12 protein-coding genes are annotated in these 12,931 nt (G+C 63.9%); 1 reads left to right on the top strand and 11 read right to left on the bottom strand.

The features are described from left to right. Window positions 1–29 precede the first annotated feature (29 nt). The 7 genes from hutG to hutC form a co-directional block, all read right to left on the bottom strand. Window positions 30–833: an N-formylglutamate deformylase gene (gene hutG / locus QQ992_RS26095; protein ID WP_119371684.1), complete on the bottom strand. Its 804-nt coding sequence runs from the start codon at window positions 831–833 to the stop codon at window positions 30–32. A gap of 10 nt (window positions 834–843) precedes the next feature. Continuing rightward, the gene (gene hutI, locus QQ992_RS26100) at window positions 844–2,049 is read right to left on the bottom strand and encodes an imidazolonepropionase (protein WP_286111593.1); all 1,206 of its coding nucleotides are present in this window, start codon (window positions 2,047–2,049) and stop codon (window positions 844–846) included. 15 nt (window positions 2,050–2,064) lie between these two features. Next, window positions 2,065–3,468 (bottom strand): amino acid permease, encoded by a 1,404-nt coding sequence (locus tag QQ992_RS26105; RefSeq protein WP_286111594.1) that lies wholly within the window; start codon window positions 3,466–3,468, stop codon window positions 2,065–2,067. A gap of 148 nt (window positions 3,469–3,616) precedes the next feature. Beyond that, complete coding sequence (gene hutH, locus QQ992_RS26110) at window positions 3,617–5,149, bottom strand: histidine ammonia-lyase (RefSeq protein ID WP_286111595.1); 1,533 nt, start codon at window positions 5,147–5,149, stop codon at window positions 3,617–3,619. Between the two features lie 108 nt (window positions 5,150–5,257). After that, window positions 5,258–6,931, bottom strand: coding sequence for a urocanate hydratase (gene hutU, locus QQ992_RS26115; protein ID WP_012274589.1), 1,674 nt, complete (start codon window positions 6,929–6,931; stop codon window positions 5,258–5,260). A 392-nt stretch (window positions 6,932–7,323) separates the two neighbouring features. Then, a complete protein-coding gene (locus tag QQ992_RS26120) occupies window positions 7,324–7,896 on the bottom strand; it encodes a HutD/Ves family protein (RefSeq protein WP_286111597.1) in 573 nt (190 codons plus the stop codon). Further along, complete coding sequence (gene hutC / locus QQ992_RS26125) at window positions 7,893–8,603, bottom strand: histidine utilization transcriptional repressor HutC (RefSeq protein WP_156866887.1); 711 nt, start codon at window positions 8,601–8,603, stop codon at window positions 7,893–7,895. Before hutC ends, QQ992_RS26120 begins: the two co-directional genes overlap by 4 nt. 142 nt (window positions 8,604–8,745) lie before the next feature. Between hutC and QQ992_RS26130 the strand changes: the two genes are divergently transcribed. Next, on the top strand, window positions 8,746–10,110 hold the full coding sequence (locus tag QQ992_RS26130; RefSeq protein ID WP_286111598.1) for a formimidoylglutamate deiminase: 1,365 nt from the start codon (window positions 8,746–8,748) through the stop codon (window positions 10,108–10,110). Window positions 10,111–10,142: 32 nt separating this feature from the next. Here the strand turns inward: QQ992_RS26130 and QQ992_RS26135 are convergent, their stop codons facing one another. The 4 genes from QQ992_RS26135 to QQ992_RS26150 form a co-directional block, all read right to left on the bottom strand. Further along, window positions 10,143–10,715, bottom strand: coding sequence for a lipocalin family protein (locus QQ992_RS26135; RefSeq protein ID WP_286111599.1), 573 nt, complete (start codon window positions 10,713–10,715; stop codon window positions 10,143–10,145). Continuing rightward, window positions 10,712–10,966, bottom strand: a complete 255-nt coding sequence (gene bamE, locus QQ992_RS26140; protein ID WP_003249234.1) for an outer membrane protein assembly factor BamE domain-containing protein — start codon at window positions 10,964–10,966, stop codon at window positions 10,712–10,714. The genes QQ992_RS26135 and bamE overlap by 4 nt, the downstream gene beginning before the upstream one ends. Before the next feature lie 225 nt (window positions 10,967–11,191). Continuing rightward, on the bottom strand, window positions 11,192–11,788 hold the full coding sequence (locus QQ992_RS26145; protein ID WP_019098301.1) for a DUF924 family protein: 597 nt from the start codon (window positions 11,786–11,788) through the stop codon (window positions 11,192–11,194). Between the two features lie 3 nt (window positions 11,789–11,791). Further along, complete coding sequence (locus tag QQ992_RS26150; RefSeq protein ID WP_016712457.1) at window positions 11,792–12,802, bottom strand: class 1 fructose-bisphosphatase; 1,011 nt, start codon at window positions 12,800–12,802, stop codon at window positions 11,792–11,794. Window positions 12,803–12,931 lie beyond the last annotated feature (129 nt).

Genomic DNA, 12,931 nt, shown 5'->3' on the forward strand with positions numbered 1-12,931 from the left:
GGCGACGCCGATGGCGTCGCCCCTTCCACTCAACGCTTGTAACGCTCCGCGCCCCAAGCCAGCAGCGCCTGCAGAAGCTGCTTCAGTACGTCTTGCGTCGGCCTGGCCAAGTCTTCCCGGTAGGCAAACGGCTCGGTTTCGTCCATGTACGTGCTTTGTGCCAGCTCCAGTTGCACAGCATGGATATGGTTGGCCGGGTCACCGTAATGCCGGGTGATGTGCCCGCCTTTGAAGCGGCCATTAAGCACATGGCTGTACCCTTGCGCCTTGGCGCACACACCTTGCAGCCGCTCAGCCAATGCCGGATCACAACTGGCGCCGTTGAAAGTGCCCAGGTTGAAGTCCGGCAGCTTACCGTCGAACAAGTGCGGGATCAGCGAACGAATGGAATGGGCATCCCACAGCAGGGCGTAACCAAACTGCTCGCGCAACCGGTCCAGCTCGCTGCGGATCGTGCCGTGGTAGGGACGCCAGATCTGCTCCAGATAACCTTTGCGTTCTTCGCCTGAGGGCGCCAGCCCATCCTTGAACAGCGGCTCGCCATCGAACAACGTGGCCGGATACAGGCCAGTGGTAGCGCCGGCATACAGCGGCTTGTCGTCATCCGGGCGGTTGAGGTCGATGACGAAACGCGAATACTCCGCCGCGACCACGCTGGCCCCCATGTCGCGGGCAAAGTCGTACAACCGGGGGATGTGCCAGTCGGTGTCAGGCAAGCTGCGCGCCTCATCGACCAGGCCGTCGCGCACCGCGTTGCTCAGGCCCAGGCCGGCGTGCGGCATGCTGATCAGCAGCGGCAGGTGGCCTTGGTGAAAACTCAGTACCTTGTCCATCGTGCCTCGCTCAATTGGAGATTTCGTTGCCCTTGCGCACCACGCGCTTGGGCAGGTCGCCGCCCAGCCAGTAGGCCAGGTCGGCAGGGCGTTCGATGTGCCAGGCGACGAAGTCGGCCACCTTGCCCACTTCCAGCGAGCCGTGGCTGTCGCCCAGGCCCAGTGCCGTGGCGGCATGTACCGTCACGCCAGCCAACGCTTCTTCCGGGGTCATGCGGAAACAGGTGCAGCCCATGTTCAGCATCAGTCGCAGCGACAGCCCTGGTGACGTGCCGGGGTTGAGGTCGCTGGCCAGGGCAATTTTCACCCCGTGGCGACGCAGTGCATCCATGGGCGGCAACTGGGTTTCACGCAGGAAGTAGAAGGCGCCCGGCAGCAGCACAGCAACAGTGCCGGCTGCGGCCATGGCGATGGCGTCTTCCTCGGTCATGAACTCCAGATGATCCGCCGACAGCGCCTGGTAACGCGCTGCCAGGCTGGAGCCGTGCAGCGACGACAACTGTTCGGCGTGCAGCTTCACCGGCAAGCCCAGCTCACGCGCCTTGATGAAGAGCCGCTCGACCTGGGCCGGGGAAAACGCCAGGTGTTCGCAGAAGGCATCCACGGCGTCCACCAGGCCCTCGGCAGCCAAGGCTGGCAGCATCTCGTCGCAGATGTGCGCGATATAGTCGTCGGGCCGGCCTGCGTACTCCGGTGGCAGGGCGTGCGCGGCCAGGCAGGTGGCCCGCACCGCCAGCGGCAGTTCGTCGGCCAGGCGCCGGGCCACGCGCAGCATCTTGCGTTCGTTGGCCAGGTCCAGGCCGTAGCCGGACTTGACCTCGATCGTGGTCACGCCATCGCGCATCAGCGCCTGAACCCGCTGGCGAGCACTGGCGAACAGTTCGTCCTCGCTGGCCGCGCGGGTGGCCCGCACGGTGCTGGCGATACCGCCGCCCTGGGCAGCGATTTCGGCATAGCTCACGCCCTGCAGGCGCTGCTCGAACTCACCGCTGCGGTTGCCACCGAACACCGCGTGGGTGTGGCAGTCGATCAGCCCCGGGGTGACCCAGGCACCGCCCAGGTCCACCGTGCGGTCAGCGTCGACCGGCGCCAGCTCGGCGCGTGGGCCAATCCACTCGATCAGCCCGGCGCTGGTGACGATTGCCGCGTCCTCGATGGTCGAGTAACGGCCCTCGGCCATGGTTGCCACATGGCAATGCTGCCAGAGGGTTCTCATGCACAATCTCCTTTACTAACGGTGCAGCTCGACGGGTTCTGCGGCCGGCTTGCCCTGCCCTGCACGCGGCTTGCACCACAGCAGGTAGGACGCCACCAGGAACACCACCCAGACCACGCCGACGATCAGTGCCGCCTGGGTGTCCGGGAAGTAGCCAAGCACACCAAAGATGAACACCATGAACGCAATGGCCATGGCCGGGCCGTACGGCCAGAACGGTACCGGGAACTTGAGTTGGGCCACTTCCTCACGGCTCATGCTGCGGCGCATGGCCACCTGGGTGAGCAGGATCATCAGCCACACCCACACGGTGGCGAAGGTGGCAATGGAAGCGATGAGCAGGAACACGTTTTCCGGGATCAGGTAGTTGAGCAGCACACCGATCAGCAGTGCAGCGCCCATCACCACCACGGTCATCCACGGCACGCCATGCTTCGACAGTTTGCCGAAGCTGCGTGGCGCATGGCCTTGGTGGGCCAGGCCGTACATCATGCGGCCGGCGCCGAAGATGTCGCTGTTGATGGCCGAGATGGCGGCAGAAATCACCACGATGTTCAGCACGGCGGCGGCAGAGCCAATGCCCAGGTTGCTGAAGATCTGCACGAACGGGCTGCCCTGGCTGCCGATCTGCGGCCATGGGTACAGGCACATCAGCACGAACAGGGTGAGTACGTAGAACAGCAGGATGCGCAGCGGCACGGCATTGATCGCCTTGGGGATGACGCGCTGCGGGTCTTTGGCTTCCCCGGCGGTGACGCCAATGATCTCGATGCCGCCGAAGGCGAACATCACCACGGCAAAGGACGCGATCAGGCCACCCACGCCGTTAGGCATGAAGCCGCCGTGGTCGAACAGGTTGCTGACGCCGACGGCATGCGCGGTACCCACCTGGCTGAAGCCGAAGGCCATGATGCCGAGGCCGGCCAGGATCATCGCCACGATGGCGCCGACCTTGAGCAGCGACAGCCAGAATTCCATCTCGCCGAACACCTTGACGTTGCACAGGTTGAGGCCGCCGATCAGGAAGACGATGCCCAGCACCCAGATCCAGCGGGCCACTTCGGGGAACCAGAAGCCCATGTAGATACCGAAGGCGGTGACGTCGGCGATGGCGACGATGACCATTTCGAAGGCGTAGGTCCAGCCGAGGATGAAGCCGGCCATGGGGCCGAGGTAGGTGCTGGCGTAGTGGCCGAAGGAGCCGGCCACCGGGTTGTGCACGGCCATTTCGCCGAGGGCACGCATGACCATGAACACGGCAGCGCCGCCGATCAGGTAGGCCAGCAGCACGGCCGGGCCGGCCATCTGGATGGCCGAGGCGGAGCCGTAGAACAGCCCGGTGCCGATGGCGGAACCGAGGGCCATGAAACGGATGTGGCGGGCACTTAGCCCGCGCTTGAGACCTTGAGCTTGTTGCATGTCACGTCCTTAAATTGTTTTTGTGGTCGTGAGATCAGGGGGGCCGCCATGCAACCCAATCGCGAGCAAGCTCGCGCCTACAAGGGAACGCGTTGCCTTTGTAGGAGCGAGCTTGCTCGCGATGGGCCGCAACGCGGCCCTAGGGGCATTACAGGCTTGGCAGCACGCCCGCCGGCAGCAAACCGGTCAGGCTACCCTTGGCCAACAGTTCCACGGCCTTTTCGATGTCTGGCGCGAAGAAACGGTCACGGTCGTAGTGCGGCACTTCGCTGCGCAGCGCCTTGCGCGCCTGCTCCAGCTTGGCGGAAGTCTTCAGGCCTTTGCGCAGGTCCAGGCCCTGGCAGGCGCCCAGCCATTCGATGGCCAGCACGCCACGGGTGTTTTCAGCCATTTCCCACAGGCGCTTGCCGGCAGCCGGGGCCATCGACACGTGGTCTTCCTGGTTGGCCGAAGTCGGCAAGCTGTCGACGCTGTGCGGGTGCGACAGGGCCTTGTTTTCGCTGGCCAGGGCGGCAGCGGTCACCTGGGCGATCATGAAGCCGGAGTTGACCCCGCCGTTTTCCACCAGGAATGGCGGCAGCTGGGACATGTGCTTGTCCATCATCAGCGAGATGCGGCGCTCGCTGAGCGAGCCGATTTCGGCGATGGCCAGGGCAATGTTGTCGGCAGCCATGGCCACCGGCTCGGCGTGGAAGTTACCACCGGAAATCACATCACCTTCGGCAGCGAACACCAGCGGGTTGTCGGACACGGCGTTGGCTTCGATGCCCAGCACTTCGGCAGCCTGGCGCAGCTGGGTGAGGCAGGCGCCCATGACCTGCGGCTGGCAGCGCAGGGAGTACGGGTCCTGGACCTTGTCGCAGTTCTTGTGCGACAGCGACACTTCACTGGAATCGCCCAGCAGGTCGCGGAAGCAGGCGGCGGTGTCGATCTGGCCGCGCTGGCCACGTACTTCGTGGATCCGCGCATCGAACGGCGAACGCGAGCCCAATGCCGCTTCGACGCTCAGGCCACCGCAGGCAATGGCAGCAGCGTACAGGTCTTCACCCTGGAACAGGCCGCGCAGGGCGTAGGCGGTGGAAGCCTGGGTACCGTTGAGCAGGGCCAGGCCCTCTTTGGCAGCCAGGGTCAGCGGTTCGAGGCCGGCAACTGCCAGGGCTTCGGTGGCCGACAGCCACTGGCCTTTGTAGCGGGCCTTGCCTTCGCCCAGCAGCACCAGCGACATGTGCGCCAGCGGCGCCAGGTCACCGGATGCGCCCACCGAGCCTTTCAGCGGGATGTGCGGGTAGACTTCGGCGTTGACCAGGGCGATCAGCGCGTCGATGACCTTGCGGCGAATGCCGGAGAAGCCACGGCTGAGGCTGTTGATTTTCAGCACCATGATCAGGCGCACCAGGTCGTCATCCAGCGGCGCGCCGACACCGGCGGCATGGGACAGCACCAGCGAGCGCTGCAGGTTTTCCAGGTCGTGGCTGGCGATGCGGGTCGAGGCCAGCAGGCCGAAACCGGTGTTGATGCCGTAGGCGGTGCGGTCTTCGGCAATGATCTGCTCGACACAGGCAACGCTGACGTCGATGGCCGGCGCGGCGCTGGCATCCAATTGCAGGCGCACGGGCGCGGCGTGGATCGCGCGCAGCTGGGCCAGGGTCAGGGTGCCAGGCTTGAGGGTGAGTTCGGTCACGTTGCTACTCCAAATCGCGTGGAGCCGCAGGCCCGTTTTTCGGTGCCTGCGCGCTCCTTCTTGTTGTTCAGTATCACCCCTTGTGGGGTGTGATCCAAAGCGTGGCGATCAGCCAGTGATCATCGGCAGGTCCAGGCCCTGCTCCTTGGCACAGTCGATGGCGATGTCGTAACCGGCATCGGCGTGGCGCATCACACCAGTCCCCGGGTCGTTGGTCAGCACGCGGGCGATACGCTCGGCGGCTTCGTCGGTACCGTCGCAGACGATGACCATACCCGAGTGCTGCGAGAAGCCCATGCCCACGCCACCGCCGTGGTGCAGCGACACCCAGGTGGCGCCGCCTGCGGTGTTCAGCAGGGCGTTGAGCAGCGGCCAGTCGGAAACAGCGTCCGAGCCATCACGCATGGCTTCGGTTTCGCGGTTAGGGCTGGAGACCGAACCCGAGTCCAGGTGGTCACGGCCGATCACCACCGGTGCCGACAGCTCGCCGCTGCGGACCATTTCGTTGAACGCCAGGCCCAGCTTGGCGCGCAGGCCCAGGCCAACCCAGCAGATACGTGCCGGCAGGCCCTGGAAGCTGATGCGCTCGCGGGCCATGTCCAGCCAGCGGTGCAGGTGGGCGTCGTCGGGGATCAGTTCCTTGACCTTGGCGTCGGTCTTGTAGATGTCCTCGGCCTCGCCAGACAGCGCCGCCCAGCGGAACGGGCCGATGCCACGGCAGAACAGCGGGCGGATGTAGGCCGGCACGAAGCCCGGGAAGTCGAAGGCATTGGCCACGCCCTCTTCCTTGGCCATCTGACGGATGTTGTTGCCGTAGTCGAAGGTCGGGATGCCTTGCTTCTGGAAGTCCAGCATGGCTTGTACGTGCACGGCCATCGACTGCTTGGCGGCCTTGACCACGGCAGCCGGTTCGGTCTGCGCACGGTCGCGGTACTGTTCCCAGGTCCAGCCGGCTGGCAGGTAGCCGTTCAGTGGGTCGTGGGCGCTGGTCTGGTCGGTGACCATGTCCGGGCGCACGCCACGCTTGACCAGCTCAGGCAGGATTTCGGCAGCATTGCCGTGCAGGGCGATGGAGATGGCCTTGCCTTCGGCAGTGTACTTGGCGATGCGCGCCAGGGCGTCGTCGAGGTCGGTGGCCTGCTCGTCGACGTAGCGGGTTTCCAGGCGGAAGTCGATGCGGCTCTGCTGGCATTCGATGTTCAGCGAGCAGGCGCCGGCCAGGGTAGCGGCCAGTGGCTGGGCGCCGCCCATGCCGCCCAGGCCTGCGGTGAGTACCCACTTGCCTTTCAGGCTGCCGCCGTAGTGCTGGCGACCGGCTTCGACGAAGGTTTCATAGGTGCCCTGGACGATGCCCTGGCTGCCGATGTAGATCCAGCTGCCGGCGGTCATCTGGCCGTACATGGCCAGGCCTTTGGCGTCCAGTTCGTTGAAGTGTTCCCAGTTGGCCCAGTGTGGCACCAGGTTGGAGTTGGCAATCAGCACGCGCGGGGCGTTGCTGTGGGTCTTGAACACGCCGACCGGCTTGCCCGACTGCACCAGCAGGGTTTCGTCGTCTTCCAGGCGGGTGAGGGTTTCGACGATCTTGTCGTAGCATTCCCAGTTACGGGCAGCGCGGCCGATACCGCCGTACACCACCAGTTCTTTCGGGTTTTCCGCAACCTGTGGGTCGAGGTTGTTCATCAGCATGCGCAGTGGCGCTTCGGTCAGCCAGCTTTTGGCGGTCAGCTTGTTGCCACGTGGGGCACGGATTTCAACGTCACGGTATTTGTTGTTGTCGGTCACGGGAAAGGTCCTCTGCGGTCGTCCGCGGGCGGGTATGTCGTGGTCAATATACAAACACACCTTTACTTGTATGTACAAGCATGGACAACCAAAATTTTTGGACCTGTGCGTTCCTGGCTTGAGTTTTGTGGTGATGCACAGATCGAGCGCCGCCCGCGCGGCGCATCGCGAGCAAGCTCGCTCCTACATCTGTTTAGGGCCAATTATTCCTATGGGATTTGCGCGCGAACGCCTTGGCGCATGGCTCGATTCTCCGTCGTACAAACAAGACGATCGCGTACGTTGGCGCAGGCCTCACTGGCCCGAAACAGATGTAGGAGCGAGCTTGCTCGCGATGCGCCGCGCGGGCGGCGCTCGATTTCACAGGCGATGAAAATGTATTGCCATGCCCATCAGTGTGAAATGAGTTCGATCAGGCAGAACCGCCCCTGAACCTCCAGCCCAAGCAATTCGTCATTGCCCTCCAGCCGCAGGCAGTCATGCAACCCCAACCGCTGCGTTTCACGCCCCGCCATGGTCACCTCAACCTGGCTACTGGCCGCAAACAGCAACACCGTCGACGCCGAGCTGTACAACCGGCTGGTGCCATCGAACCACTGCAACCGCGCCCGATACCGCTGCGGCGCATAGATCAGGTTGAAATCGCGAATCGGCCCGCCCAGCAGCTTGCAACTGACCTGGCTTTCGCCACTGAAGGCAAAGGCATCCAACGGCAACAACGGTCGGCTGGCCTGACCATCGACCAGCAGTCGCATGCCATCGCCCTGCAGCACAGTGATGATCCGCTGGTAGCCGGCGAACGTGGAGAAGCCGCCCGACTCCTCGATATCGGCAATCGACAGGCGCCAGCCAAAGCCGTCCAGCCCTTCGCCACTGTCGCGGGTAATTTCTTCGGTGAAACCGCCACCGTTCTTCCACGGCATGCGCGGGTAATCCTGCGCACGCAACAACTGCAGTTGGCTCATTTACTGAAACGTCCTTCCAGGCGATGACGGGAACCGGGGTGTATCAACCGTGCAGCGGTCACCGGCTGGCGGCCGGACCAGGTGCGACGGCGGATCAGCAGGCAAGGCTCGCCCCGCTCGATCTGCAACAGGGTGCACTCGTCCGGCTCGGCCAGGATGGCCTCGACCACGTGCTCGCCCTCGGTCAGCGGCGCCACTTGGGACAGGTAGGCGTAAGGCGTCTGCCGGGTGAAGTCCTGCTTGAGGTAATCAGGGGCAATGGCCGCGTTGACGTAGCGGTCCTCGATCTGCACCGGCACGCCGTTCTCGAAATGCACGATCAGCGAGTGGAACACCCGCTGGCCTTCACGCATGTCCAAGGCCAGGGCCCGTTCGGAGCCGGCGGCCTCTTCGGCAAGGGTAATGACCTGGCAGCTATGCTGATGGCCGCGCGCGGCAATTTCGTCGGCAATGTTGTTGACCTCGAACAACGCCGATCGGCCCTTGGGCTCAGCCACGAAGGTACCCACGCCTTGCATGCGCACCAGCAGCCCTTCGGCCGTTAGCTCGCGCAGGGCGCGGTTGATGGTCATGCGGCTGAAACCCAGCTCGCTGACCAGTTCGCTCTCGGAGGGAACCCGGTGGTGTGGCGGCCAGCTGCCGTTGTCGATCTGCTGGACGATCATTTGTTTGACCCGGGCATACAGCGGCGCCGGGCCCTCGCCCATCTGGGCAACCAGCGCGGAGACAGGAGGTGTCGGCACGGCGTTGAGTCCTTTGCAATGGAATGAGCGGTAGCTTGCCGCAGTTTACCCGGCAGGCAAACGCCTGTATATGTATATACAAGTTAACAATAACAGGATTTCACCGATGTCCGCCTACTTCGCCGAACGCGCCCTGCTGCCAACGGGCTGGGCCAGCCATGTCCGTATCGAGGTCGCCAGCGATGGCCATGTAGCCAGCATCGAGCCGGGCGGTTCGGCCGAAGGGGCTGAACGCCTGGCCGGCCCGTTGCTGCCCGGCATGCCCAACCTGCACTCGCATGCCTTCCAGCGCGCCATGGCAGGCCTGGCGGAAGTCGCCGGCAACCCCAACGACAGTTTCTGGACATGGCGCGACCTGATGTACCGCCTGGTCGGGCAGATCACCCCGGACCAGCTGCAGGTCATCGCCCGTCAGCTGTACATCGAGATGCTCAAGGCCGGCTACACCTCGGTAGCCGAGTTTCATTACGTGCACCATGACAATGCTGGCAAGGCCTACGCCGACCCGGCCGAGCTTTCCCGACGCATCAGCGCGGCTGCGGCCGACAGCGGCATTGGCCTGACCTTGCTGCCGGTGCTGTACAGCCACGCCGGGTTCGGCGGCCAGGCACCGAACGACGGGCAGCGGCGCTTCATCAATTCCACCGAAGGGTACCTGCAACTGCAGGCGCAACTGTCCCCGATCCTGGCCGCGCAGCCTGCACAGCAGCTGGGCCTGTGCTTCCACTCGCTGCGAGCGGTAACGCCTGGGCAGATCGCCGACGTGCTGGCGGCCAGCGACAAGCAATGCCCGGTGCATATCCATATCGCCGAGCAGCAGAAGGAAGTGGACGACTGCCTGGCCTGGAGCGGCCTGCGCCCGCTGCAATGGTTGTACGAACATGTGGATGTCGCCCCCCGCTGGTGCCTGGTGCATGCCACCCATGCCGAGCCGGATGAAGTCACCGCCATGGCCCGCAGCGGTGCCGTGGCCGGGCTGTGCCTCACCACCGAGGCCAACCTGGGTGACGGGATTTTCCCGGCGGTGGACTACCTGGCGCAGGGCGGGCGCATGGGCATTGGTTCCGACAGCCATGTGTCGCTGAGCGTGGTGGAAGAACTGCGCTGGCTGGAATATGGCCAGCGCCTGCGTGACCAGCGGCGAAACCGCCTGTACCGCAGCGACCAGCCGATGGTTGGGCGCACGTTGTATGACGCGGCACTGGCGGGCGGTGCACAGGCGCTGGGGCAAGGGGTTGGAGATCTGGCCGTGGGCAAGCGTGCCGACTGGCTGGTGCTGGATGGGCAAGACCCTTACATCGCCCTGGCGGATGGCGATGCCATTCTCAACCGCTGGCTGTTTGCGGGTAGGGATCGCCAGGTGCGGGATGTGATGGTGAATGGGCAGTGGGTGGTGCGCCAGGGGCGGCATGCACAGGAAGAGGAAAGCGCGCGGGCGTTTGCCGGGGTGTTGCGACAGCTTCTGGGGTAAATGTCGCGGGGCCGCAAAGCGGCCCCAATCATTCAATGCATCTTGACGATCTGCTGGTCCGAAGCCCGCCAGATCAGTCGGCTGGTGTCATACCCCTGCTGTCGTGCCTTGGACAGCAGGTTCTCGCGCTCCCACGCCGGCAATGTCGGCGTACGCGACAGAATCCAAAGGTGCTTGCGATCCGGGCTGCCGACCACCGCCGTGCGGTAACGGTCATCCACATACAAAATCCAGTACTCGCCCCGAGCCACGCCCGGCACCAGCTTGGTAAACCAGTTGTCGAACTCTACCCACAGCTTGTCGGTATGCCCCGGCTCCTGAATGCTGGCGTGCCCCTCGGCACGCAGCCACTCATCCCCCATGGTGCGGCAGCGGTTGAGCACGCCAAAGGTGCCATCCGGCTTGAGGTTGTAGTGCGCCTCGGACTGCTCGCAGCCGGTCTGGTAGCGCATAGGCAGGCGTGCCAGCTCGAACCATTTGCCCTGATAGCGCTTGAGGTCGACATTGCCGGCGGTTTTCGGCGCCAGCGGGTCGTGCACGGAGCCTGCACAACCGCCCAGCAGCAACGCCAGGCATACCCCCATCAGCAGGTACGCACGCCTCATTTGAGACCCTGCCCTGAATACATCAGCACCTTGTCAGCTGCGTACTGCACGCTGATGAAGCTCTTCTCGTCCCCCCAGGTGCAGCTGCTCATGCCCAGCGCGCCAGAGCACTCGGTCGGCGTGCCGAGCAACTGCTCGACCTCGGCCTTGTTCATACCGGCCTTGATCTTGGAATAGTTTTCCTGGTTGATCTTGCTGCAGGCAGTCAGGACGACGCACAGCGACAACAGGGCGAGGGAACGCAACGACATGAAGGACACTCCTGGAGAGGGGATACAGGCGAGTGGCCTGCAGTGACCTTCGACGGAAAAAACCCTCCCGGGTTCCCTACCCCACCCCATTTACCCCTACACCATTGGTCGGGTGGCCACTACCGTGCGATTAATCACAAAGTAATAGCCATCTCCCAATAAAAAAGGCCGCCCCTTGCAGGAGCGGCCTTGCGTCGCGACAGCCTGCGCAGCAGGCCCAATGCCTCAGAACCTGGACCCGGGCTCCAGCAAAAAGTCCATCTCTTCACTGGTACTCGGCCGCTCCAGCACCAGATTGCGGTGCGGGAAGCGCCCGAACCGGGCAATCACGCGCTGATGCTGCTCGGCATAGTCGAGGAAGCCTTCAAACAGCCGGCGATGGGCCTCTGGCTGCTCGTCGAGCAATACCTGATAACGCTCGACACACAGGTTCTGCCAGTCCAGCACCTCGGCATGCTCCAGCACCAGCAGCACGAACACCCGCTGGATGGGCAGCAACTGGTAGTCCCAGCCCTTCTGCAGGCCCTGCATGGCCACCACCTGGGCACGCCGGTCGCCCTCGAAGGCGCGCGGCGTGTCGCGGTAGATCATGCGCGGCAGCTGGTCCAGCAGAATCAGCAGGCCCAGCCAGCCCTGCGGGCTTTGCTGCCACTCGTCGAGCCCGCCGGCCAAGGCCTGCTCGGTCAGGTCGCCAAACAGCGCATGGGCATCGGCATCGTGATGCTTGCCGAACCACAGCGTGCTCTTCTCGTCAGCCACGGCCTGGGGACTGGTGCCCCAACCGAACCACCATTCCAGCAACGGCTGCCAAGGTGCGAGCATGACTTACTCCTTGTGGTAGGCGGTAACGCGCTCGACCTCTTCCTTCGAGCCGAGGATCACCGACACGCGCTGGTGCAGGCTTTCTGGCTTGATGTCGAGGATGCGATCGTAACCGTTGGTGGAGGCGCCGCCGGCCTGTTCGATGATGAAGGACATCGGGTTGGCTTCGTACATCAGGCGCAGCTTGCCCGGCTTGCTTGGCTCACGGGCGTCACGTGGGTACATGAACAGGCCGCCACGGGTCAGGATGCGGTGCACGTCGGCCACCATCGAGGCGATCCAGCGCATGTTGTAGTTCTTCTTCAGCGGGCCGGTCTCGCCTGCCAGCAGCTCGCCCACGTAGCGTTGTACCGGGGCTTCCCAGTGGCGCTGGTTGGACATGTTGATGGCGAATTCGGCGGTGCTTTCCGGCACACGGATGTTTTCGTGAGTCAGAACGAAGCTGCCCAGCTCGCGGTCCAGGGTGAAACCCTTCACCCCATTGCCCAGGGTGAGGATCAGCATGGTCTGCGGGCCGTAGATGGCGTAACCGGCGGCGACCTGCTGGGTGCCTGGCTGCAGGAAGGCGTTTTCGTTCAGGGTTTCGTTCTGGCTCAGGTATTCGTTAGGGCAACGCAGTACCGAGAAGATGGTGCCGACCGACACGTTGACGTCGATGTTCGACGAACCGTCCAGCGGGTCGAAGACCAGCAGGTAGGCGCCTTTCGGGTATTTGCCCGGGATCTGGTAGGCGTTGTCCATTTCTTCGGACGCCATGCCGGCCAGGTGACCGCCCCACTCGTTGGCTTCCAGCAGGATATCGTTGGAAATCACGTCCAGTTTCTTCTGGACTTCGCCCTGCACGTTTTCAGTGCCCATGCTGCCCAGCACACCACCCAGGGCGCCTTTGGACACGTGATGGCTGATTTCCTTGCACGCACGCGCCACCACTTCGATCAGGAAGCGCAGATCGGCAGGGGTATTGTTGCTGCGGGTCTGCTCAATCAGATAGCGACTCAGGGTAACGCGGGACATGTATGGCTCCGAACGGATTGGGGGGGATGAAAAACCCCCGCAGTTTACAGGGAGAGTTGCAGGCTAGCGAGTGATGAGACTCGCCACGGCTCTCTGACGGCACAATAGGTCGCTAGTTCAGCCTTCGCC

Source organism: Pseudomonas kurunegalensis (genome assembly GCF_030291635.1).
GTDB classification, from domain to species: Bacteria; Pseudomonadota; Gammaproteobacteria; order Pseudomonadales; family Pseudomonadaceae; genus Aquipseudomonas; species Aquipseudomonas monteilii.